Source organism: Candidatus Aminicenantes bacterium (assembly GCA_026393855.1).
Taxonomy (GTDB): domain Bacteria; phylum Acidobacteriota; class Aminicenantia; order Aminicenantales; family UBA4085; genus UBA4085.
Window position 1 is genome coordinate 56,001 of record JAPKZJ010000071.1, and the last position, 22,381, is coordinate 78,381.

The window sequence follows — 22,381 nt, forward strand, 5'->3', positions numbered from 1 at the left end:
GCTCAACGGCCCTGATCGGTCAGAACGGCGTCCGCCGGCAGGCCCGGCTTGAGCAGGCCGTCCCGATTGTCGATCTCGATCTTGACGCCGAAGACCAGCTTGACGCGGTCCTCGCGGGTCTGGACGTTTTTGGGCGTGAATTCGGCCTCGGGCGAGATGTAGGTGATCGTCCCGGGGATTTTCCGCCCGGGGGCGCCGTCGATCGAGATGTCGGCCCGCCCTCCGAGCTTGACGCGGGCCAGCTCGACTTCGGTGACATAGATCATCACGTGAACGCGATCCAATTCCGAAACGACGGCCACGGTCGCACCGGCCGCGATGAGCTCGCCCCGCTCGACCGGGACCTGGGTGACGACGCCGGAGACCGGTGAGACGAGGTCGCAGTCGGCGATCGCCTTGCGCAAAAGGTCGGATGCCGCCTGGGCTTGATCCAGGCGGGCCCGGGCGGCCCGAAGCTCCTCCGGCCGGGCCAAAGTCCGAGACTTTTTAAGGGCCTCGGCCGCGGCTGATGTTTGGGCCCGGGTTACGATCAGGCGGGACGCCGCATCCTCGGCTTGCTTGGCCGTGACGCTGCCCTTGGCCGCCAGATCGCGCATGCGGCGGTCGTCCTCCTCGGCCGTCTTGAGGACGGACTCGGCTTGGCGAAAAGCCTCTTCGACCTGCCGGATGTCTTCGGCCCGGGCTCCGGACTTGAGCAGATCTAACTGGGCCTGGGCCAGGACGGCCCCCGCCTCGGCCTGCCGCAATTGGATATCGAGCCCGGCATGGTCGATCGAAGCGATCGGGTCGCCCGGCTTGACGCGATCGCCTTCCTTGACCGGAAGCGCAAGTAGATCGCCCGCGATCTTAGCCGAAAGACGGACTTGGCGGGCCTCGATAGTCCCCGAAGCGCGAAGCGGCCCATCCGCCGGCCCTCGGACGCAGGCGGCAGCGAGGCAGAGAGGGATGACAGCCGCGAGGAGGCGTCGGCTCATGATCGACCGTCCTTTGCCGGCGGAATGGAGCGCGGGAGCCGGCGGGAGAATTCCGAGCGGCCTCGATTCGTCAAGAGGCCTTGGAAAAAGACCTGGAGGATCGCCCCGAACAGATCGGAAGCGGGGCGGCCGTAGCGCAGGATGGCGTCCGGGTTGAGATAGCGCTCGACGAGGCCGATATACATATCCAAAACGAGGTCGATGTCGACGTCGCCGCGGAAGACGCCGTCGTCGATGCCTCCCCGCAAGACGAGCGAGAAATTAGCCCGCAGCTTCTCGCGGCGGAAGGCGTCGATAGCCGTCCAGATATGGGGCGCGCTACGGCGCAGATCGTCCAGGAAGAGCGGGCTGATCGAGGCAAACAGCGTCCCTATGGTGGCCATCAGGGCCGAGACCCGCTCGACGAAACCGGCCTTGCGGTCCGAAGCGGCGGCCTCGATGCGAGTCATCGTCTCGCCGATCGTACGCCGGACGACCGCCAGGAGAAGGTCCTCCTTGCCGGCGAAGACGGTATACAGGGTGGCTTTCCCGATCCCCAGCCGGGAGGCGATCTCGTCCATCGTCACCCGGTTGAAGCCGGAGCGGAAGAAGAGGCCCCGGGCCGTTTCGACGATCCGGTCGCGAAACGGGTCGGCGGGGCCCACTTTCTTCCCTTCCGGATCTAATACTTTAAAAACTTTCGAGGTTCTCACAGTTCTATGATCGTGCGTGAGGGCGCTCTTGTCAAGTCAGGATTTCAAAGAAACGGCTAGCGTCCGGACGAGGCGGCCGGCTCTGCCCCATCCGCGAGGCAGGATTCGATATGTTCCGCGGCGTCGTCCAGACAGGCGGCGATGTAATCGGCCGGCGAGAAATCGTGGCGTCGCGTATATTCGTTGGGAACGGCGATCACATAGCAGCCGGCCTGCCGGCCGGCCAGGACTCCGTTGCCCGAGTCTTCGAGCACGGCGCAGGCAGCTGGCGGAAGGCCTAGTCTCGCGCAAGTCGAGAGAAAAATCTCGGGATCGGGCTTCCCCGTGGCGATGTCGTCGGAATCCTGCAGGATGTCGAAGACGCCATCCAAGCGGAGCCTGGCGACGACGATGCGCAGGAACTCGCTCTGCGCGCCGGTGGCCACCGCCAGCTTCAGCCGGCCGCGGAATCTCTGCAGGATCCGGCCGAGCCCGGGCATGGCCGCCACCTCGTTGCGCAGCTTGTCCCGCATCAAGCCATTTCGGATCTCATAGGCCTTCTCGGCCGAGATCGGCAGGCCCGTCTCGCGGACGTAGATCTCCAGGCTCTCGAGCGGCTTACGGCCCATCATCTGCCGCAGGGTTTCTTCGCTCACCTCGCGGCCATAAGAGCGGGCCATCTCGTGCTCGGCGGTGAAGTAGAGCCGCTCGCTGTCGATCATCAGCCCGTCCATGTCGAAGATCAGGGCGCGGAGGGAGGTCATGCGCAAATATCCTTTCCGGAAGGTCAAAGCGTCATTGTATCAGGTCGCTCCTCTCTTGCACATCCACTCACGTTCGATTATCATGAGGTTAATGATCGAAGAGTTGGAGGGTGCCCTTTGAAATCACTGCGCGTCGCCCTCATCTACAATTCCTACCAGGACTCCCAGCCCGGCGAAGCGACCGATCACGGCAGTGTCGACCATCTGCGCTCGATGATCCGCCGCATGGCCCGGGCCATCCGCCGCCTCGGGCATACCGTGGAGATCGTTCCGCTGGCCGACGACCTGGCCGCCCTGCAGCGCAAGCTCCGCCGGATTCGGCCCGATGTCGTCTTCAATCAGTACGACGACGTCGTCCACGGAGCTCTCTACGAAATGCGCGTCGCCGCCTTCATCCGCATGCTGGGCTTTCCCATGACCGGATCGCCCGCCTTGAGCCTGGGATTAAGCCGGGACAAATTCATGGCCATCAGTCTGCTCAAGGGCGCCGAGATCCCCATCCCGCCCGACACCGCGCTCATCGAGCGCGTATCCCAGATCGAGACGCGCCAATGGCGCTTCCCGCTGATCATCCACCCGGGCCAGGAGCATGCCGGGATCGGCCTCGATCGCCAATCGGTCGTCGAAACCAAAAAAGCCCTGCGCGAGAAGGTCCGGGAGGTCATCCGCGAATACAACCAGCCCGTGCTCGTCCAGCGGTTCCTGCCGGGGCGCGAGTTCAACGTCGGTGTCATCGGCGGCCGCCGCCTGCGGATCCTGCCGCTGGCCGAGGTGGATTATTCCGGATTGCCGGAAAGCATCCCCCCGATCATGTCCTACGCCGCCAAGTGGATTTCAACTTCGGTCGAGTATAAGCGGACTCGGGTCATCTGCCCGGCCAAGGTCGATCCATCCTTGGCCGCCCGCATCGGCGAGGTCGCAGCCAAAGGCTTCCGGACCATCGGCGGATGGGGCTACGGGCGGGTCGACATGCGGCTTGACGAAAACGGGGAGCCGCGCGTGCTCGAGGTCAACTGCAATCCTTGCCTGGACGACGGCATGGGTTTGGCCCGAGCGGCCAAGCGGGCCGGCATCTCCTACTCCGAGCTTCTGGGATTGGTCATTAAGACCGCTTTCGATCCCCCGCCCTTCGACCTGAACCTGCCGATCTTCACCCTCAAGCCGAAGCCCCTGCCCAGGGGCAAATAGGTTTCGGCCTCAACCGGTCAGGCGGCCGGTGTAGGCATAATCCATGGCCATGGCAGTTGCCAGCGAGACGATGTCGAGCAGCTTTTCTTCGGCCCGCCGGGGACGATAATGCAGCCCCAAGACGCGAGCCCGGGACTCCAGCTTTCGCAGGATCGCCTCCCCCGACACCTCGGAGAGATTGGACCAGCGCACCACCCTACCGATGAGATGGTCGTGATGTTTTCGGAAAAGGTCCGCGGCAGGCCACAGGACTTCCCCTCGTAGAGGGGGGAAGACTTCGCGCAGCCGGTCATCGACGTAGCCGCGGGCGGCGCGGCGCAGTCGCTCAGCCCTTTTGCCGTAATGATCGGCCAGGGGATAAGTCATCCGCTCGATCGGTTTGAAGGTCCGGCCGCGATCAGCGAAGGGAGCCTCGTCCCGGATGCTCCGCATCAGGCCGTCGAGAAAGACGAGCTTGCGGTAAGCAGGCCAGAACCGGTAGCGCCGCCGCCACTCCCCCCGCGGCGTCAGCCAGACTGCAAAGGTTTCCGCGAAGTCCTCGTCGGGATGCTTCTGGGCGTATGTCCGGCCGTAGGGATAGGCGTCGATATGGCGGACGAATTCGCGGCTCGTCCGATCGGGGCGGAAGATGTCACGGTAAGGCCGGTGGAACACCCCGAAGTTCTCGACCCAGCCGGGCCGCTTCCATAGCCGGTAAGCGTAGTTGACGGCGTGGCCGGCCTCGTGTCGGAGGAACATCATGATGCCGGGGCCGTCCTCCAGTTCCCCGTTCTGCTCCTCCTCGATCCGAGATAACCGGGGATCGGCCAGATAGAACGGGGCGCCGATAACCGGCGATCGGTCGGGACAGCCCCATCCGTCGGTCAGATAGACTTGAGGGCGGAACGGAATCTTCTTGGCCTGAAGCTCGCGGTAGAGGCGCTGAACGGGCTTATCCAAGGGCGAACCTTCGACCCGCAGGCCGAGATCGGAGATCCGGGTGTTGAACAGCTCGCAACGGACCGTTTCCCAGCCCTGGACGAGCGATAGGACCGTTTTATCCGTCACTCCGCTTGCCTCCTCCGCCTTGGGCGGCGAGGGCCATTATATGGGAACCCGGACGATATGTCACTCCCGGCCCCCGTCCGGCCTTCGACCTTGTCTAAGTCCTCCCCCTGTGCTACTTATGGAACCGTTGGAAGGAGGAAGCCCCATGACCAGCTTGAACCGCCGCGAATTCCTGACCCATATGACGGCCGGCGCGGTCGCCTTGGCGGCGCCCGGGCTGCCGGCCAAGGCCTCGGCCGGTGTTGCGGCCGATTTATCGGCCCCGGTTCCCTCGGGTCTGTCCGAACCCAAGTTCCGTCCGCTCCCCCTGGGCTCGATCCGGGCCCTCGGTTGGCTCGAACGCCAATTGCGCATCCAGGCCGACGGCTTGAGCGGCCATCTGGACGAATTCTGGCCCGATGTCCAACGCAGCAAATGGTTCGGGGGCGAGGCCGAAGGCTGGGAGCGCGCCCCTTATTGGATGGACGGCTTCATCCCTCTGGCCTGGAGCCTGGACGATCCAGGACTCAAAGCCAAAGCCTCGCGCCATATCGAGGAGATCGTCGCCGGCCAGCGGGCCGATGGCTGGTTCGCTCCCTACCCGGAGGACGCCGCGGTCAAGAAATACGACCTCTGGGCCATCCTCCTGGCCAATAAGATGCTGGCCCAGTATCATGACGCCACCGGCGACGACAAGGTCTTGCGGGCCGTCGAACGCAGCCTGCGGGCGATGGCGGCCGGGCTGGACCGCACGCCGCTATACGATTGGGGCCGCTACCGCTGGTTCGAAGGCCTTGTGCCGATCTTCCACGTCTACGAGCGGACTGGGGAGAAATGGCTGCTCGACTTGGGCCGCAAGCTGCGGGCCCAAGGCTTCGACTACGAAGCCTTCTACCGGGGCGAAGATGTGACCGTGCCGACTCCGCGCCGCGGCTTGTGGAAGTGGGCCAAGCACGTCGTCAACACGGGGATGGCCCCCAAAGCCTCGGCCCTGTCCTGGCGGCTCGGACCCGATCAGGGCGACCCGGCTTTCCCAGCCCGGATGATCGCTCTGCTCGACCGCTACCACGGACAGGTCACGGGCATGTTCACCGGCGACGAGTGCCTGGCCGGCAAGAACCCTCTCCAAGGGACCGAGCTCTGCGCCGTGGTCGAGTTCATGTACTCACTTGAAGTCCTGCTCTCCGTGCTCGGCGATCCTGCCTTCGGGGACCGTCTGGAGCAAGTCGCCTTCAACGCCCTGCCGGCCGCCTTCACGCCGGACATGTGGGCTCACCAGTACGACCAGCAGGTCAATCAAATCCAGGCCACGATCAACCCCGACCACCTCTGGACCACCAACGGACCCGAGTCCAACATCTTCGGCCTGGAGCCGAACTTCGGCTGCTGCACGGCCAACATGCACCAGGGCTGGCCCAAGTTCGCGGCGCACCTCTGGATGAGGACGCCCGACGAAGGCCTGGCCGCCGTCGCCTACGCTCCCAGCCGGGCCCGCTTCCTCTCGCGCGGCGTCCCCGTGACGGCGGAGCTTCGGACCGACTACCCGTTCCGGGAAACACTAACCGTGTCCGTGACGGCGGAACGGCCGGCCAAGTTCCCTCTCCTTCTCCGCGTCCCGGCCTGGGCTCAGGCCCCCACCCTGCGGGTCGCGGGCGGCGCAGCGACGCCGCTCCGGCCGGGAACGTTTCACCGGCTCGATCGCGAATGGGCCGGAACGGTAGAAATCGAGCTGCGTTTCCCGATGCGGGCCGCAACAACAATCCGGTATAACGAGTCCGTCGCTGTCGAGCGGGGACCGCTGGTATACGCGCTCAAGCTGGGCGAAGAACGGACCCGGGTCAACGCGGACAAGCCCCAGCGCGAACTGCCCCACGGCGATTTTGAGGTCCGGCCGACGACGCCATGGAACTACGGCCTCGTGGTGGACGACAAGGACGCGGCGGTCGGGTTGACGTTCGAGGAAAAGCCCGTCGGCGAGCGGCCCTTCTCACCCCAAGGGGCGGGCATGAGCGCCCGGGTCAAAGGGCGCCGGCTCAAATCCTGGCGCCTTGACCACGGCTGGGCGGCGGAGTATCCGCCGGGAATTCACGAATCCGCAGAGCCTCTGGAAGAACTGGAGCTTCTCCCCTACGGCTGCACCAATATCCGGCTGACCGAATTTCCGCGCTTAAAAAAATAGGTTCTTCTCCCGTCTCCAGGAAACATCAGCGGTTCGGGGTGTCGGCCGACGGCGAAACCGCGCGGGTTCCGGCTTTTTACGCCTCTCCGCGAGGGGACCCAACGGGCGCCGAGGGCTGTTTGAGCACGCAACCGTTTAACGGAATCGAATGGGAGTGGGTGGTCTCCATGATCGGGCGATCTCGAATGCGGAGTTCCGCCCTCGCGGGGACTGTCGAAGCGACGTCCCTACGAGGACTGCGAAGCGCTGGAGGCGCCGAGCGGATTAGCGTAAAAAGGAGTGGTGAACCCGCGCCGCCGGGACAACACCCCGGACCGCGTTTCCCGGAGTTGGGAGAACAACTAAAAAAAAAGACTCAGAGCCGAATAGCCAGCCCTGCCGTCAGCTGAAACCCGGACAGCTCGCCGTTGGCGACCGTCGTTCCGGGCGCCGTGCTGTGGCCGATGGTGCTGAAGTTGGTCGTCAGGATGGGTGCCGCGTATTTTCCCCAGGCCGTCGTGGCGTTCTCCCAGCTGATGCCCCAGGTTCCGGAGAGGGAATAATCGGTCTCCGAAGGAACGGGGCTCTCCACGACCGTATGGATGGTGTGGGGGCCGTGGATCTTGGTCAGCTTGCGGAAGGCGTAGCCGCCCCGGCCGTAGATCTCCAAGAAGGGCAGGAGCTTGATCCTGATCTGGCCGCCCAGCTCGATGGCCACGCTGTCGGCGTGGCCCGTCAGCTCCATCGTCCGGGAGCTCGCGGACGTCGTCCCCGTCTCGGTGGTGACGCTCTCGCGGCGTTGGTTCAAGACCTGGAAATCGGCCAGGATCGGGCCGCCCTGCAAGTATATTTCGGTCCGCAGGAACTTGAGCAGATTCCAGCCGAAATGGACCCCCAATTGAGGCATCCAGGCCTTGGCCGATACGACAAAGCCGGAGTTCGTATAGTGGGCGGTGAAGGGAACGCCGGTCGGTGGATTGGCAACCTCGACATCCAGCCCCACGTCGGAGTTCTGAACGCCCTTCAAGTATTGCAAGCCGAAGGATAGGGCGAACGTCGGGCTGACCTGATAGCGCAGGTAGGCCCCGACCGGCGTCATCGCCGTGAGAGGCAGGAACGTCTTGCCCGCCGTGTAGCGGTATTCGGGCGTATAGGCGTCGCCGTACAAGTTGTCATAATAGGCATACTTCTTAACGTAGTAGTGTTGGAGATAAAGATTCTCGCCATCAACCGCACGGTTGATGTTGCCGGGCGCGATCCGGCTCCAGCCCCCGGTCAATTCGATGGTGAAATTGGAGAAACTGAAAGGATTGCCTTCCTCCTGGGCTAGGCCGGGAGACGGCCAAAGAAAAGCGGCGGCGATGACGATGAAGGCGACGGCCGCGATGGATTTATAATGCACGATTGGCTCCTTGGCCGATCCGCCCGCCTCGGCGGCCGGCGGACGCACTCGGCGGCGGAATTATGAAGCGGGATTGTAACGCGTTCCGGGAAACCGGGTCAACCGCAAAAGAACGGGGAGGATTTTAAAGCCGGATCGAGATTCCCGCCGTCATTTGAAAGCCGGACAGGTCGACGTTGGCGGATGCCGTACCGAACATGCCGGAGTCAAAGGACCAAGCCTGGGTCCCATATTCGGTCGTCAGGGTAGGAGACGCATAGGCGCCCCAGGGGGTGTCGGCTTTCTCCCAAGTCCGGCCCCATATTCCTGTCAGCGAGTACAGCGTATCGGAAGGCACGGGGCTCTCCGCCACGGTCCGGATGGTTCGCGGGCCTCGGATTTTGGCCAGCTTGCGGAAGGCATAGCCGCCTTGTCCGTAGACTTCCAGAAAAGGCAGCAACTTGAACCGGACCTGGCCGCCCAGCTCGATGGCGACACTGGTGGAACGGCCCGTCATCTCCAGCGTCCGATAGCCGGACGCCGTCGTACATTCCGCGGCGGTCAGGCTCTCGCGACGCTGGCTCCAAATCCGGCAATCGCCCAGTATCGGGCCACCCAGTAAATAAATCTCCGTCCGCAAGGCCTTGAGCAGATCCCATCCGAAATGGGCCCCCAGTTGGGGCATCCAGGCCTTGACCGACTGGAGGAATCCCTGGTTCCGATAATGGGCGGTAAAGGGGATTCCGGCCGGGTCATTGCCGACTTCCACATCCAGCCCGACATCCGAAGTCCGCTCGCCGCGCAGATACTGCACGCCCAGAGACAGGGCAAAGGTAGGACTGACCTGGTAGCGAATGGAGGCGCCGATCGGTGTGACCGCTTCCAGCGGCAGGAAAGCCTTGCCGGCCGTATATCGATATACGGGCGCATAAGCGGCGTATTTTTTGAGGAAATAATGATCGAGGTAGAGATTCTCGTTCTGGGCAGCCGTTTTTAAATCGCCGAGTCCGGACCCGGCCCAGCCCCCCGCGAATTCGATCCGGAAGTTGGACCAGCGGAACGCATAGCCCTGCTCCTGGGCCCGGGCCAAAGAGGGCAAGAGAACCGCCAGGGAAAGGCAGGCGATGATCCAGGCGCGACGACGGCTCATGGCAGTCCCCTTCAACCCCTTTAACGTCGGAACTTGCCGGAATTGTAACAAGAGCCGGAATTCTTTGTCAAACGGAGGGCGCGTCTGCGCCGCCCGGCAGGGGCAGGGCGACGAAGAAAGCGGCCCAGGCGCCGGGCTCGCTTTCGGCCCAGATCCGCCCCTTGTGCTTCTCGACGATCGTGCGGCAGATGTAGAGCCCCAGGCCCGAGCCCTTGACGCCCTCGGTCCCCCGCTGTTTCAGGCGCTCGAAACGCTTGAACAAGCGGTTCCGGATGTCCTCGGGAGCGATCCCGACACCCTCGTTGCGGACGGACAGGACGATCTCGCCGCTCCGCCGCTCCAGCCCGATCCGGACGGGCGTCTCGTCGCGGCCGTATTTCACGGCGTTGTTGACCAGGTTGCGGACGACGATCCGGAGAAGCTGGGGGTCCCCATGGATGGGCGGATCATCCGTGATCTCGGTCAGGATCGGCATCCGCCGCAGGTTGTCCCGGACCTCGGGCACCTCGACCACTTCCCGAATGACGTCGGCACCCAGCCGGATGTCCTTCTGGAAGGATTCGAGCCCGTCGATCTCCATCTTCGACAGATCGATGTACGAGCGGATGACGTCCTCCAGGTATTCGCAATTGCGGAGGATCGTCTCGACGATCTTGCGCTGGCCCGGCTCGAGTTTGCCGAAGTAGCCGCGGTAGAGGGTGTCAGCCGTAGTCTGGACGGTGGCCAGGGGGCTCTTGAGCTCATGCGAGACGATAGCCATAAGGTCGAGCATGCGGGCCGGCCCCTTTTCGCGGCGCGCCCGGAAGGCATTGCGGACAACGTCCTTGATCTCCTCGGGCGTGAAGGGCTTGGGGATGTAGTCGAAGGCGCCGTTCTTGAGCGCCTCGCGGGCCGTCTCGACGTTGGCGTAGCCGGTAAAAACGATGACGATGGTTTCCGGCCGCTCCTTGCGCAGGGCCTTGAGAACGTCGATGCCGCCCAAGCCGGGCATCTTAAGGTCGGTGACGACGACGTCGTAGTCGCGGCGGCGGGCCTTGTCCAGCCCCTCTTCGCCGGAGGTGGCGGTGTCGATCTCGATATCCTCGCGGGCGAAGATCCTGCGGCAGGACCGCAGGACGATGTCCTCGTCGTCGATGAACAGGATCGTGTCGGGCATGTCCCTTTTTCCCTTCGGTTCAAGCCGGCGGCAGCTTGATGATGAACTCGGTCCCCTCCCCCACTCGGCTGTGGACGTCGATCGTGCCGTGATGGCGCTCGACGACACCGTAGACGGCCGGCAGACCGAGCCCCGTCCCCTTGCCCTTCTCCTTGGTGGTGAAGAATGGCTCAAACAGCCGGGCCATATTCTCGGGCGGAATGCCGACGCCGCTGTCGGACACCCGGATGACGACCCGGGCCGGATCGGCTTCGCGGGACGTCCCGATCCGAAGCCGGCCGCCGGCGGGCATGGCGTCCGCCGCGTTCACGGCCAGGTTGCCGATAATCTGCTTGATCTGGCCGGCGTCGATCTGGACCGTGGGCAGGTCCGGATCGAATTCCCGGATGATCTCAACGTCCTGGAAATGGACGTTCTTCTCCAGGATGCGGAGGGCCTCGTCGATGACCGCGTTGAGGTCGGCCGGCTCCTTGAGGGGCTCGCTCTCGCGGGCGAAATCGAGGATGCCGCGCACGATGCGGCGGCAGCGGAGGGTCTCGTCGCGGATGACCCGGACATCCTCCTCCGCCGGCGTCCCCTTGAGCTCGTCCATCAGGAGGCTGCTGTAGGTCAGAACGCCCGTCAGCGGGTTGTTGATCTCGTGGGCGATGCCGGAAGCCAGCCGGCCCAGGGAGGCCAGCTTCTCGGACTTCAGAATGGTCCGCTCGGCCAGCTCCTGGAGCTTGCCGTCCCGCTCCTCGATCGCCCCGACCATGCGGTTGAATCCCTCGGCGATCCGGCGGCTGTCCGTGTCGGCGTGCGGGCCGGGCTCGATCCGGTGGTAGTTGCCCCTGGCCACGTCGGAGGTGGCGGCCAGGATGCGGCGGACGGGCTTGGTCAGGACGTTAACCAGGTAGACCGCGAGAATCAGGGCGATGATCAGGGTCAGCCCGATCACCCCCAGGAACAGCAGGGTCGTCCGGCGCAGGGCCAGGTCGAACTTGTCCTTGAGGACGCCGACGTAGAGCATGCCCAGGATGCGGCCGTCGATCTCGCGCAGCGGGCTGTAGCCCGAGACGTACCAAGCGTCTACGACAAAAGCCTGCCCGGTCCAGGTCTGGCCCTCCTCGAAGACCTTGCGGTAGACTTCCTCGGAAACCTGGGTCCCGATGGCCCGCCGGCCGGAGCGGTCGGCCACGTTGGTGGTCACCCGGATGTCGCCCAGGAAGATGGTCGCGGCGCCGACCTCGCGGCCGTTGATGCGCTCCTCCTTGAAGACCAGCCGCTTGAAGCGGTCGATGAACCGGTCGTTGTTGTTGAGCAGGACCGCAGCGTAAAGAATCCCCACCATCCGGCCGTCGGCGAAGATCGGGGCGGCCGCCTTCATGACCAGGGCCCGGTCCTCAACCGCCGAGTCGCGGCGGCGGGCCAGCGGGGTCGGGACGACTTTGATGATGGTCCGCTCGGCCAGATCCGGCCCTTCCCGGCGTATGTTCTCGTAGCCGAGGACCCCGGTCCCCGCGGCGGGCTTGCGGTTGCGCAGGATCCATTGGATGTAGCGATAACTGGCCACGCTGTCGCCCCAGGCGTCGAAGTTGTTGGCCCGAACGAGGATGGTGCCGTCCGGGTTGACCACGTTGACGATGTCGAAGCCGAACTCGGTCTTGATCTGGGCCAGCTTGGCGAAGAGGTAGCGGCGGTCATGGTCGGAGGCGGCCCGGACGATCTCGGCCGTTTTGGCCAGGTACTCGACGATCTGGAGCCGCTTCTGAACCTCTTCCTCATACAGCTCCGAGGTGGCGGCCAGGGCGTTGCGAACGGCGTCTCCGCCCTCCCGCACGACGTTCGTGTTGATGACGTTGATGCCGATGATGAGCGATAAGGTCCCGAGCAGGGCGACGATCGCGACCAGGCTGACGACCAGCTTGAATCGGATGTTCGACCGCCGCAGAAATCCGATCATGGCAGGAGCCGGGCGATCACGGCCAAGAGCTCGTCGACATCGACGGGCTTGGTCAGGAAGGCCTCCACCCCAGGCAGGAAGTTGTCGGCCGGGTCGAGGCTGAAGCGCGAGTTCGTGACCTGGCCGATGGCGGTCAGGATGACGAGCGGGAGGTCCCGGACCTCGGCGTAGCGGGATCCGGGCCGCGGGTTGCGGATCTGGTCCGCAACCTCGAACCCGGCCGTGTCGGTCTCCATCATCACGTCCAGGATGACCAGGTCGGGCCGTTCGGCGAGGACGGCCCGCAAGCCGTCGGCGCCGCGATAGGCCGCCGCAACCTCGTAGCCTCGGACCCGCAGAACTTGGGACAGGCTTTCCACCAGGTCGCGGTCGTCGTCAACGATGAGAATCTTCTTGGCCATGGCCGCCCTCAATCCTTCAACAGCTTATAGATCGCGTTGCGATCTTCCCAGGCCTTGGTCCGCAGGGCGGCGTCGATCGGGAACTCGACCTGCTTCAGCTCGACCGGGGCCGACTTCTGGTCGACCAGGCCGAGGGCCAGGGCGACGCCGTAGAGAATGGCCTCGGGGCGCGGCGGGCAGCCCGGGATGTAATAGTCCACCGGGACGGCCGTGGCACCGCCGCCCGTGACGTGGTAGGTATCGAACCAGCAGCCGCCGCCGACGGCGCAGGATCCCACGCCGAAGACGAGCTTGGGAGCCGGCATGGCCTCGAAGGCCCGCTTGACGAGGGGGAAGGTCGGCCGGGTCACGGCGCCCGAGAGGAGCATGACGTCGGCGTGGCGGGGCGAGCCGACCAATTTGATCCCGAACCGCTCCACATCGTAGAACGGCGTCAGGATATTGAGGATCTCGATGTCGCAGCCGTTGCAGGCGCCGCTGTTGCAGTGGTAGACCCAGAGGGATTTGGGAAATGCCTTTTTGGCCAGCTTGGTCAGCATGTCACTCCTCCATCCGGGCCGGCCGCTCGACCCGTTCAGTCGCCGCCAGGGCGGCCGGATCGAAGCGGTCGGTCGTCCGGCGCAGGACCGTCCGCGCCTCGAGGCTGTCGTAGCGGTAGCCGCGCAGCCCCAGCTTATCCACGGCGTTGCGGATTTCCATGTCGTAGCAGCGCCCGCAGCGGTTGCAGGTGAGCATGAACAGCTCCAGGTTCTGGGTGATATCGGCCCGGTTCCCGGTAGCCAGCTCGAAATCGGAGGTCATGACGATGGCCTTTTCCGGGCACAGCTCGGCACAGCGGCCGCAGTAGGTGCAGCGCGAGCCGTCGTAGAGCAAAATCCGGATCTCGGGGCAGACATCCCGCACCAAGATGGTTCGGGCCGGGCAATGATCGGCGCAGCCGCCGCAGCCCAGGCATTTGGTATGGTCCCAGGCGGGCTGGCCGCGAAAGTCCTTGGGCACAGGCCGTACCACCTTGGGATAGGCCAGGGTCACCCGGCCCGGCTTGAGAGCCAGGACGATCTGTTTGAGCTTGCTGGCGAGCCACATGATTACCATCCCTTAACGGCCAGGCCGACGGCGGCCAAAGCCCAGACGATGAGGACGGCATAATAGCGGACGGCCTGGTCGATCCGCAGGCGCGGGTTGGTGGCTCCGACCAGGCCGATGCCGGCGAAGAGGACCACCATGGCCAGGAGCTGCAGAACCAGGTCGAGCGGATAGATGCCGGTCCGCAGGACCGGAACGAAGGCCGAGACGAAGAGCCAAGCATAGAACATTCTCTTCATCATGGCCGCATACTTGAACAAGGCGAGGTTCGGCCCGCTGTACTCGATCATCGGGCCCTCGAGAAGCTCCACTTCGGCTTCGGCGATGTCGAAGGGCTGGCGGGCGACGAAGGCCTGCAGGGCCAGAAGATAGACGGCCAGCATCAGCACGGACGACAGGCCGAAGCCCGCGCCCGCCGCGGACGGCATGGCCGCCGCCAGGGTCAGGGTCTTGAGCTTGACGGCGCCGAGGACAAGGGTCATGGCCAGGACCGGCTCGACCATGATCATGGTCACCATCTCCCGGCTGGCTCCGATCATCCCGAAAGTGTTCCGGCCGGCCAGGGCGCCCATCAGAACGGCGACGCCACCCAGGGTCAACAGGTAGACGACCAGGATGCCGTCCATCCGGCCGGCCAAGGCGTTCATCCGGAAGCCGAACGGCACGGCGGCAACGACGACCAGAATGGCGGCGAACGCCAGGAGCGGCGCCAGCCGGAAGGGCCAGGTGCCGGCCGAGTTCAGGCTCTCCTTGCCCAGCAGCTTGAATAAGTCGTAGTAGGGCTGGACGAGCGGCGGGCCCTGGCGCGACTGGATGCGGGCCGTGAGCTTGCGCAGCAGGCCCTCGAAGAGGGGCGCCAGGAGGAGGAAGATCAGGATGTTGATCAGGGGTAGGAAGTATCGCATCGCTGACTCCTCACATCCGCCCGGCCCGCGACAGGGCCGTCAGCTCGGGCCGTCCCAAGACGCGGCGGCGGCCCGTCCCCTGTTCCACGACGACCGCCCGATCCGTGCAGGAGAAGCAGGGATCGATGCTGCCGACGATGATCGGGAAGTCGGCGAACTGGTTGTCGAGAAGCATCCGCGGGACGCCTTGCAGGTTATTGTAAGTCGGGGCTCGGACGCGCCAGCGCTCGGGCCGGTTCTCTTCCCCGGTGATGACATAGTGAACCGACTCGCCGCGCGGCGCCTCGACCATGGACAGGCCGTGGCGGTAGGCGGGAAGCGCCTCGAGCGGCTCGGCCAGGATCGGCCCGGCCGGCATCTTGTCCAAGGCCTGGCGCATGATCTTGACGGACTCGAAAACCTCCAGGAGGCGGACGAGGACGGTGCCCCAGACGTCGCACGAATCGGCCGTCGGGACGTCGAAGGCCAGCTCGTCATAGGCCGCGTAGGGATGGTCGCGGCGGGCGTCGATGTCGATGCCCCGGGCCCGGGCCACCGGCCCAAGCAGACCCCAGAGGACGGCCTCGGCCTTGGGCATGTGGCCGACGCCCTTGGTCCGTTTATGGATGGACGAGTCCTTCAGGACGGCGGCCTTGAGGCCCAGGACCTCGGTCTCGACCGTCTTGAGGACCGACCGGATATCCGCGGCCGTCTCCGGCGAGATGTCCCGCCGGACGCCGCCCAGGACGACCATGCCGTAGGTCTTGCGGTTGCCCGTGATCCGCTCGGACAGCCACATGACCGGCTCGCGGACACGCCAGGCGTGCATGAAGATGGTGTCGAAGCCGATCAGGTGGCCGGCGACACCGAGCCAGAGAAGATGGGAGTGGATCCGCTCCAGCTCCAGCATCAGAACCCGGATAAACTCGGCCCGGCGCGGCACCGGCAGCCCGGCCGCCTCCTCCACCGCCTGGGCGTAAGCCGTGGCGTGGACCGAGCCGCAGATGCCGCAAATCCGTTCGGCCACGAAAGGGATCTCGTTGTAGCTGACTTGCGTCTGGCACAACTTCTCGATCCCGCGGTGAGTCATGAACCCGCGGTAGTCGCAGCCCTTGATCGTCTCGCCGTCCACATAGACGGCGAAATGGGCCGGCTCGTGCAGGCTGGTATGGAACGGACCGACCGGGACCGTCGTCGTCCCGGGAGGGGCCTCGTCCAGCTCATAGGCGACATCCTCGGCCGAAGGCGGAACGAGGTTGTACGGCACGTCTTTGCGCAAAGGGTAGATCCCGTCCGGCCAGTCGTCGGCGAGGATGAGCTTCTTGGGCTTGGGATGGCCGGGGAATCGGAAGCCGAGCAGGTCCCTGTACTCGCGCTCGGTCCAGCCCGCCGCCGGGATATCGGGGGTGATCGAGGGGAATTCGGGGGCTTCGGCCGGGGCCGAGGAACAGACGGCGACCGCGAACCCGTCTCTGTCGAAGGCGAACAGATGGATGATGCCGAAGCCTGCGCCGCGGGCCCGATCGTCGGTGCCGACGCCGACTTGATAGCGGCCGCCTTCCGCGATCAGTCGACGGGCGATCTCGGGCAAGCGAGCCCGGTCGATGTCGACGAGCAGGCGCTTGGGGGCGGCGGGATCGGGACCGGCGAGAGCGGCGCCGAACTCGGCCTGAAGTGTGCAGAGAAGCGTCTCTTGAGTCATAGGCTCATTCCTTGGGTCCCATCCGGCCGCCGGTCCAGCGAAACAGGTCTTTAAGGGAGGCAAACATCCCGCGGTCGGTGAAGCGAGTCCGTTCGTCGAGGGACCGGTAGCCGCAGAGCCAGGTCGGCACGGCCCGTTCGCGGCTGCCGGCCGAGCGACGAAGCCACGCCCCGAGAGCCAGGGCGGCCAAGAGGAGCCCCAGGACGAGGGGCGGCGAGAAGGCCGCGCTCACCGCCGGCCCGAGGAGCTTGCCGATCCTGAGCCCGGACACGGAGGCGTCAAGGACGCGGTTCCAGCCGCCGGACTGGAAAAGCCAGCCCAGGGCGAAGCCGGGCGAATTCACCAGCGCGCCGGCGATGAACCGGACGAAAAGGAAAGGCAGAAGGCCCTGGGCCAGACAGATCGCGGCTAATCCGATCTTGGCCGCCAGCATCGAGCCGGGGACTTCATGGATGGGCTTGGGGGCGTACGCCTCGGCGCCGGAGGCGGTGAAGGCCAGGCCGAAGAATTTGACATAGCAGGCCAGGGTGACGGCGCTGGTGAAGAGGGCGACGATACCGAAGGGGACTAGCATGACCCAGCCTTGGCCGGCCAGCAGGGTCGAGGCGATGATCGTCCACTTGCTGGCGAAGCCGCTGCCCGGCGGCATCCCGGCGATCGCCAGCGAGGCCACCGCGGCCAGGACAGTACTCACCGGCATCCAACGGACCAGTCCGCCCAGCCGATTGAGGTCTTTGGTCCCGGTGGCGTAAAAAAGGCTTCCGCCGGTCAGGAACAGCAAGCCTTTGAAGATGGCGTGATTGAGGACATGGCAAAGGGCTCCCAGGACGGCCACGGCGGCTAATCCTATCAGGGCCGGTTCTTCGGCGGCCGAGAGATAGAGAGCCGCGCCCAGGCCCAACACGATGTAGCCGATCTGGCCGATCGAGCTATAGGCCAGGAGGCGCTTGGCGTCGCTCTGCTTGACCGATTGAAGCGTCCCTATAAACAGCGTCGCCGCTCCGATCGTCGCCAGAATCGCGCCCCACGGCCGCGGGTCGAAGCCCGAGCCGGCTCCGGGGGCCAGGAAGAAGAAAGTCCGAATCAGCCCGAAAATGCCCGTCTTGAGCATGACGCCGGAGAGGAGCGCCGAGACGGGGGAAGGGGCCACGGAGTGTGCGTCCGGCAGCCAAAGCTGGCCGAGAGGAAAAACGCCGGCTTTGAGCCCGAACCCGAGAAGAAGAAGCGCCAGCGCTCCCGCCAGGACAGTCGGGCTCGCGGTCCCCGCCTTTATTCCCAGCTCGTGGAGCGAATCCCCCGCCCGCCCGCCCAATAGGAAGCCGGCCGCCACGATCAAGGCCCAAGCCAGTTCCATCAGCAGGAGATAGCGGTTCGCAACCCGGATATTGGTCCTCTCCTTGTATTCGAACCGGATCAGCAGGAACGAGGCGATGGTCATGATCTGCCAAGCCAGGCTGAACCCGATTGAGAGATCGTCGATCGTCACTAGGGCGGCCAGGCCCAGGATGAAGAGGGGCAGCCGGAAATAATATCCGCGCAGGCTATAGCCGGCATAATGGTCCATGTAGCGGACCGAATAGAGGGCGGCGGCGGCGGAGACGATCCCGATCACGACGAGAAAGAGACCGGCCAGGCCGTCGATGAGGAAAGGGACGGCGAACGGCCCGATCCGGACCAGCACGGCTTCCTCCATGCCGCCGCCGACGGCGGCCCGGAGGCCGGTCCAGACCAGAAACGCAGCCGCCTCGGCGGCCAGGGCAAAGTGCAGCCAGCCGGTGAACCGGCGGGCCCGGGCCGTTGCCGCCGACAGGACGGCGGCGGCGGCCAGAAGAAGGAAGGCCAGGAAGAGCGGCGTCAGGAGTCTCATCAGATCTGCTCCCCTAGCGTCTTGATCTGCTTATAGGTGTAGACAGGGCCGTCGGTACAGACCAGGGTCCGGCCGATGGCGCAGTGCTGGCATTTGCCGAGGCCGCACTTCATATGGCGCTCAAGCGTCGAGATAATGCAATCGTCCCGGAGGCCGCGGCCGGAGAGCTCCTGGATGACGGCGTTGAACATGATCGGGGGGCCGCAGACAAAAGCCACGGTGTTCTCCACCGGGACCTTGGCCTTCTCGATCAGGGTGTGGACGAAGCCCGTCTCCCCCGTCCAGCCGGGTTCGGGCCGGTCGATCGTGACATAGGTCTCGAATCCCGCAGTCCCGCGCCAGCCCTCGATCGTCTCCCGGTACATCAGGTCCTTGGGCGCCCGAGCGCCGTAAAGAAGGATCAAGCGGCCGAACTCGGCCCGGTGCCGGAGGACGTGGACGATGGACGAGCGCAACGGGATGAGGCCGATCCCGCCGGCGACATAGATGATTGACTTGCCTTTGATGTCCTCGAACGGGAAACCGTTGCCGAAGGGTCCGCGGATGCCGATCTTGTCGCCGACAACGAGGCCGGCCAAAGCACCGGTGACCTTGCCCACGGACCGCACTGAGAGGTGCCGCCGATCGGCCTCGGGGCTCCAGGGCAGCGAAACGGCGAACTCGCCCGACCCGAAGACGGTGCACATGACGAATTGCCCGGAGCGGACGGCGAAGGTCCTCTCCAGCTCGGGGTCCTCGAACCGGAAGTAGTAGGTCCGGACGTCCTCGATCTCGTCCCGGATCTCCTCGATCACGGCTGCGGCCGGGACGGTCGTGATGACGGCGGGGTTGCGGTCGTTCATGGCTTCGATCCCGTGGTTTCCCGGCGGATGGCGGTGACGACGTTGGGCAGGCCGATATCGCCCGGACAGACCCGGGCGCAGCGGCCGCAGCCGACGCACCCCGGCCGGAGGTACTTTTTGGACTGGGAATAGGACAGCTTGCAAAAGAAACGCTTGTTGCGGCGGTCTTCAACCGGCCGCCGGGGATTGTGCTCGCCGGCCATGCGCGCATAGCCCTCGAAGGAGCACGAGTCCCAGGTCCGCAGGCGGTCGGTCGGCCCGGCTTGGGTTGCGACATCCTCGATGTTGAAACAGGAGCAGGAGGGGCAGACGAAAGAGCAGGCCCCGCACTCGAAGCACTGCCGGCCGATGTATTCCCAGGTCTCGGGCTTGACGAATCCCGTGGTCAGGCGGTTCACGGCCCGCGAGATCCAGGCTTTGTTTTCGACCGCCTGCCCGTCGAAGAGGCCGATGGAATGATTGACCGCGGCGTCGCGGGCCGCCGCATCGGCCGGGCCGGCGGCAGCCAGCCCCAGCTCGACGGCCAGGGCGGCGCCCTTCTCGCTGCCCGTCTCGAAGAGATAGGCGGATCCGAGGTCCGTTAGATTGACGTCATATCCTTCGGCGGCGTAGGGGCCGCTGTCCGTGCAGACGCAGAAGCATTGGACGAAGGGCCGGACGCAGGTGTTGGTCACGATCAGCATCTTGCGGCGGTGGTCGCGATAAACTTCATCGACGTATTCCTGGCCCAGGAAGAAGCGGTCGAAGCAGAGCAGGCCGTTCAGGTCGCAGGACCGGACGCCGACCAGGGCCTTGGGCCGGACGAGGTCGTCCCGGACGATGTCCAGGTCCTTGCTGTCCCGGTCGTAGCGGAAGGACAAGATCCGTTCCAGGTGCGGGAAGACGGTGAATTTGGGCGTGTTGACGGGGATGGGCGCGTCCAGCCGGAGGTCTTCCGGCGAGGCGGCCCGGTCGAAGAGCGTCTCACCGGAGACCGGGTCGACGATCGGGCCGAACAGCTCGTACCGATCGGCGAGCGTCCGCAGCAGCATTGGGAGATCGGACTTGGGCAGGATGTACATGCTCACACCTTCTCGATTCGGACGGGAATGACGCCGTCTTCCCCGCGCTCGACGGCCCCCGCTTCGGGCTTGAGAAAGCCCTCGATCATCGGCCCGATGAAATAGGGAGCGTAGACCATGCCGGGCAGGACGTCGGTCGTCACCCGGGCTTGGACGGTCATGCTTCCGCGGGCCGAAACGACTTTGACCGGCCGCTTGTCGCGCAGGCCAAGCCGGGCGGCGTCGCCGGGGTGAATCTCGACCAATCCTTGAGGATATAGGAGAAGCAAGGCGTTGTACTCCCGGCGCGGGATGAACGTCTTCTTCATGATGTTGTTCTGGTGCCAGTAGTAATAGGACTTGCCGGCCATCAGCCGAAAGGGAAAGGCCTCATCGGCCGGGGCGGGAGCCGCGATCGGTTCGTTGAGCGGCACGGCCCGCGGCCCGGCGCCCGCGAGCGGAGCGGATTCGACGGGCCAGGTCAAGCCGCCGAGGTTCACCCCCAGGCCGGCGTAGCTCGCGCCGGAGTAGGCGGGAACCAGGCGGGCGATGTCGGCGAAAATGTCCGCGGGGGCCGTGTAGCCCCAAGCCCCGCCCAGGCGCCCCGCCAGATCGGTCAGGATCCGCCAGGCCGGCCGGGCTTCGAAGCGGGGCTCGATCTTGCGGCGGTTCAACTGAATCCGCCGATCGGTGTTGGTGTAAGTGCCGTCGGTCTCGGCATAAGTTGCGGTCGGGAGGACGACATGGGCCAGGTCCATGAAGGGGTTGCTGAAAGCGCCCAGATAGAGGACGAAATCGAGCCGCCGGATCGCCTCGGCCTGCAGGATGATCTCCTCGTCATGATCCATAACCACAAGGGCTTTCAGGGGAGATCCCGAAACGCGGAGGAGATCGCCGACCCGCCCGCCCGCGGAAGCGTTCGCCGCTCCGCCCCAGGCCGAACGGAGGACGGCTTCGGCGGCCGGGTCCGGCAGAGCGCGCCAGCCGGGCAGACGATCAGGTGCCGCACCCATGTCGTTGGCCCCGGCCAGGTTGCTGATGCCGACGATCGGGATGACGCCGCAGCCCGGCCGGCCGATTTTACCGGCGGCCAGGAACAGATCGTAGACGAGGGCCACGGTATCGCGGCCGAGCCCCGTCGTCCCCGTCGAGAAGAAGCCCATGGCCCGTTTGGCCTGGGCCAGGCGGCCCGCCAGGTCTCGGAGTGCATCAACGGACAGGCCGGAGGACTTGGCCGCGCCGGCGAGATCGAATTCCACTAGCGATCGCCGTAGAGCCGCGGCTCCGGGCGTACGGCCCGCGAGAAAGTCCGGATCGGCCAAGCCCTCGTCCAGGAGGATTTTGAGCAGGGCGGCCAGAACCATCTTCTTGGTCCCCGGCGCCGGCCGCAAATGGGTTCGGCTGAGCCGCGCCAATTGGGTCGTCCGGCTGCCGATAGTGACCAGATCGGCTCCGGCCCGGGCGCCGAAATGCAGCTCCGAGGCCACGATCGGATTCTGGCGGGCCAGGTCCGTGCCGACGACGAGCAGAAAATCGGCGGACCGCACGTCGGTCAGGAAGCCGAGAGCGCCGGGCTGGTCCGTCCCTTCCCGCAGGACGCCGGCCGTGGAGGAATACCAGCCGTCGGAGAGAAGATCGATATGAGGGGTGCCGAGCACGCCCCGCGCCAGCCGGACGAGGGTGAAAACGTCTTCGTTCGAAGCCCGGGGAGAAGCCCACAGACCGACTTCGCCGGGCCGGAAGCGTCCCAGTTCGGCCGCGGCCCGGTCGAGAGCCGCGTTCCAGGTCACGGGCTCAAGCCCGGCCGCACCGCGCGTCAGGGGCCTCGGGATGCGCTCCTCGGTCGCCATCAGCTCGTGGATGTGCCAGCCCCGGACGCAGAGGCGTCCGCGGCTGACGGGATGGCCGGGCGAGGGAAAAACGCCGCGAACGGCGCCGTTCTCCACCTGGAGCAGGTGGCCGCATCCCGTCCCGCAGAAGTTGCAGACGCCCGAATGATAGCTCATGCCCACGGCTCCTCGGTCTCCCCGCGCGGGGAGTGTTTTCCCCCTCCCCTCACTTGTCCGCCGCGTCCGCGCAGACACCCCGGGGCGATCTTCGGTGAAAGTTCTCCGCCCGAAGCGACGCGGGAGCCGAAAAGGCACGGGAG

General features: G+C 65.5%; 19 protein-coding genes. 2 read left to right on the forward strand and 17 right to left on the reverse strand.

Annotated features, from left to right (window positions below):
• Positions 1-2 precede the first annotated feature (2 nt).
• From NTZ26_08450 to NTZ26_08460, 3 genes are all read right to left on the reverse strand, one after another.
• The gene (locus NTZ26_08450; GenBank protein MCX6560533.1) at positions 3-974 is read right to left on the reverse strand and encodes an efflux RND transporter periplasmic adaptor subunit; all 972 of its coding nucleotides are present in this window, start codon (positions 972-974) and stop codon (positions 3-5) included.
• The gene (locus NTZ26_08455) at positions 971-1,618 is read right to left on the reverse strand and encodes a TetR/AcrR family transcriptional regulator (protein ID MCX6560534.1); all 648 of its coding nucleotides are present in this window, start codon (positions 1,616-1,618) and stop codon (positions 971-973) included. Before NTZ26_08455 ends, NTZ26_08450 begins: the two co-directional genes overlap by 4 nt.
• 104 nt (positions 1,619-1,722) lie before the next feature.
• Positions 1,723-2,409 (reverse strand): HAD family phosphatase, encoded by a 687-nt coding sequence (locus NTZ26_08460; protein MCX6560535.1) that lies wholly within the window; start codon positions 2,407-2,409, stop codon positions 1,723-1,725.
• A gap of 117 nt (positions 2,410-2,526) precedes the next feature.
• On the opposite strand from NTZ26_08460, the gene NTZ26_08465 reads away from it, so the two are divergent.
• Positions 2,527-3,597: a hypothetical protein gene (locus tag NTZ26_08465; GenBank protein ID MCX6560536.1), complete on the forward strand. Its 1,071-nt coding sequence runs from the start codon at positions 2,527-2,529 to the stop codon at positions 3,595-3,597.
• Positions 3,598-3,606: 9 nt separating this feature from the next.
• Here NTZ26_08465 and NTZ26_08470 read toward each other — a convergent pair whose 3' ends face one another.
• Entirely contained in the window at positions 3,607-4,644 is a 1,038-nt protein-coding gene (locus NTZ26_08470) for a hypothetical protein (GenBank protein MCX6560537.1), read from the reverse strand.
• Positions 4,645-4,789: 145 nt separating this feature from the next.
• On the opposite strand from NTZ26_08470, the gene NTZ26_08475 reads away from it, so the two are divergent.
• On the forward strand, positions 4,790-6,802 hold the full coding sequence (locus NTZ26_08475) for a glycoside hydrolase family 127 protein (protein ID MCX6560538.1): 2,013 nt from the start codon (positions 4,790-4,792) through the stop codon (positions 6,800-6,802).
• A gap of 355 nt (positions 6,803-7,157) precedes the next feature.
• On the opposite strand, the gene NTZ26_08480 is transcribed toward NTZ26_08475, so the two are convergent.
• The 13 genes from NTZ26_08480 to NTZ26_08540 form a co-directional block, all read right to left on the reverse strand.
• On the reverse strand, positions 7,158-8,183 hold the full coding sequence (locus NTZ26_08480; protein MCX6560539.1) for a hypothetical protein: 1,026 nt from the start codon (positions 8,181-8,183) through the stop codon (positions 7,158-7,160).
• Between the two features lie 124 nt (positions 8,184-8,307).
• Positions 8,308-9,312, reverse strand: coding sequence for a hypothetical protein (locus NTZ26_08485; GenBank protein ID MCX6560540.1), 1,005 nt, complete (start codon positions 9,310-9,312; stop codon positions 8,308-8,310).
• Positions 9,313-9,379: 67 nt separating this feature from the next.
• Positions 9,380-10,468, reverse strand: coding sequence for a response regulator (locus NTZ26_08490; GenBank protein MCX6560541.1), 1,089 nt, complete (start codon positions 10,466-10,468; stop codon positions 9,380-9,382).
• 19 nt (positions 10,469-10,487) lie between these two features.
• Entirely contained in the window at positions 10,488-12,410 is a 1,923-nt protein-coding gene (locus tag NTZ26_08495) for a cache domain-containing protein (GenBank protein MCX6560542.1), read from the reverse strand.
• The gene (locus NTZ26_08500; GenBank protein MCX6560543.1) at positions 12,407-12,811 is read right to left on the reverse strand and encodes a response regulator; all 405 of its coding nucleotides are present in this window, start codon (positions 12,809-12,811) and stop codon (positions 12,407-12,409) included. The genes NTZ26_08495 and NTZ26_08500 overlap by 4 nt, the downstream gene beginning before the upstream one ends.
• A gap of 8 nt (positions 12,812-12,819) precedes the next feature.
• Positions 12,820-13,350, reverse strand: a complete 531-nt coding sequence (locus NTZ26_08505; protein ID MCX6560544.1) for an NADH-quinone oxidoreductase subunit B family protein — start codon at positions 13,348-13,350, stop codon at positions 12,820-12,822.
• A gap of 1 nt (position 13,351) precedes the next feature.
• On the reverse strand, positions 13,352-13,897 hold the full coding sequence (locus tag NTZ26_08510) for a 4Fe-4S binding protein (protein MCX6560545.1): 546 nt from the start codon (positions 13,895-13,897) through the stop codon (positions 13,352-13,354).
• A gap of 2 nt (positions 13,898-13,899) precedes the next feature.
• Complete coding sequence (locus NTZ26_08515; protein MCX6560546.1) at positions 13,900-14,802, reverse strand: NADH-quinone oxidoreductase subunit H; 903 nt, start codon at positions 14,800-14,802, stop codon at positions 13,900-13,902.
• 10 nt (positions 14,803-14,812) lie between these two features.
• The gene (locus tag NTZ26_08520) at positions 14,813-16,483 is read right to left on the reverse strand and encodes an NADH-quinone oxidoreductase subunit C (GenBank protein ID MCX6560547.1); all 1,671 of its coding nucleotides are present in this window, start codon (positions 16,481-16,483) and stop codon (positions 14,813-14,815) included.
• 4 nt (positions 16,484-16,487) lie between these two features.
• Positions 16,488-18,350 carry a proton-conducting transporter membrane subunit gene (locus NTZ26_08525; protein MCX6560548.1) on the reverse strand — a complete coding sequence of 621 codons (1,863 nt, stop codon included), beginning with the start codon at positions 18,348-18,350 and terminating at the stop codon, positions 16,488-16,490.
• Complete coding sequence (locus NTZ26_08530) at positions 18,350-19,192, reverse strand: FAD/NAD(P)-binding protein (protein MCX6560549.1); 843 nt, start codon at positions 19,190-19,192, stop codon at positions 18,350-18,352. The genes NTZ26_08525 and NTZ26_08530 overlap by 1 nt, the downstream gene beginning before the upstream one ends.
• Positions 19,189-20,253: a 4Fe-4S dicluster domain-containing protein gene (locus NTZ26_08535; protein ID MCX6560550.1), complete on the reverse strand. Its 1,065-nt coding sequence runs from the start codon at positions 20,251-20,253 to the stop codon at positions 19,189-19,191. Before NTZ26_08535 ends, NTZ26_08530 begins: the two co-directional genes overlap by 4 nt.
• Before the next feature lie 2 nt (positions 20,254-20,255).
• The gene (locus NTZ26_08540; GenBank protein ID MCX6560551.1) at positions 20,256-22,238 is read right to left on the reverse strand and encodes a molybdopterin-dependent oxidoreductase; all 1,983 of its coding nucleotides are present in this window, start codon (positions 22,236-22,238) and stop codon (positions 20,256-20,258) included.
• Positions 22,239-22,381 lie beyond the last annotated feature (143 nt).